The 668-nt window shown below is 58.8% G+C and carries 1 protein-coding gene; it reads left to right on the forward strand.

The window, feature by feature from the left end; genetic code table 11:
* Window positions 1-27: 27 nt before the first annotated feature.
* Window positions 28-668, forward strand: a 641-nt coding sequence (locus tag ACKAE7_RS21130; RefSeq protein ID WP_408980237.1) for a hypothetical protein, incomplete at its 3' end; no start/stop codon positions are given.

Genomic DNA, 668 nt, shown 5'->3' on the forward strand with positions numbered 1-668 from the left:
GTGTTTTCCGCGAACACATGGACGGTCTTGCAGTACGACGAGACCAGCAGCGGGTGGATGGAGGCAATCGCCGCTAGCATCCTGTATCTCGCCGCGCAACAGGCCGGTCCCCCCACGTACCATACCGATGTTCTTGTTTTGACTGCTCTTAGAGAGCCCGAGATGTCCGCCGTCCATCGGCTCCCGTGGGCGTGGCAGTCCGAGCAACCACTCGACGATGCGACCTTTATCCGGCGCGGCAGCTTCCGCAGCGGAGCGGAAACATTCAGTGTCGTGACGGCGGTCGCCGAGCGGATGGGCATGGTGTCTACAGGCGTACTTGCAGCTAAGGCCATCAACCACCTTAGGCCACGTTACTGTGTCATGGTAGGGATCTGCGCTGGATTAGAGGCCGAGACACGACTCGGCGATGCCATTCTCGCAGATCCGGCTTGGGATTACCAAAGTGGGAAGCGTATCAAGGAGACTGATGGGTCTCATGTGTTCAAGCTGGACCCTCATCAACTCCCAATCTCACAGTTCGTAAGAAGCCGCTTCAAGCAACTGGCGTTGGACAAGGATCTACTTGAGACCATCAGGCGGTCACGTGACGATGATCCGGGCCACGACTTGCGACTCCTAGTGGGCCCGATGGCCACCGGCTCAGCCGTCATCGCGGATCCTGAGAT

This window comes from Pseudarthrobacter sp. NKDBFgelt (genome assembly GCF_046097905.1).
Classification (GTDB): Bacteria; Actinomycetota; Actinomycetes; order Actinomycetales; family Micrococcaceae; genus Arthrobacter; species Arthrobacter polychromogenes.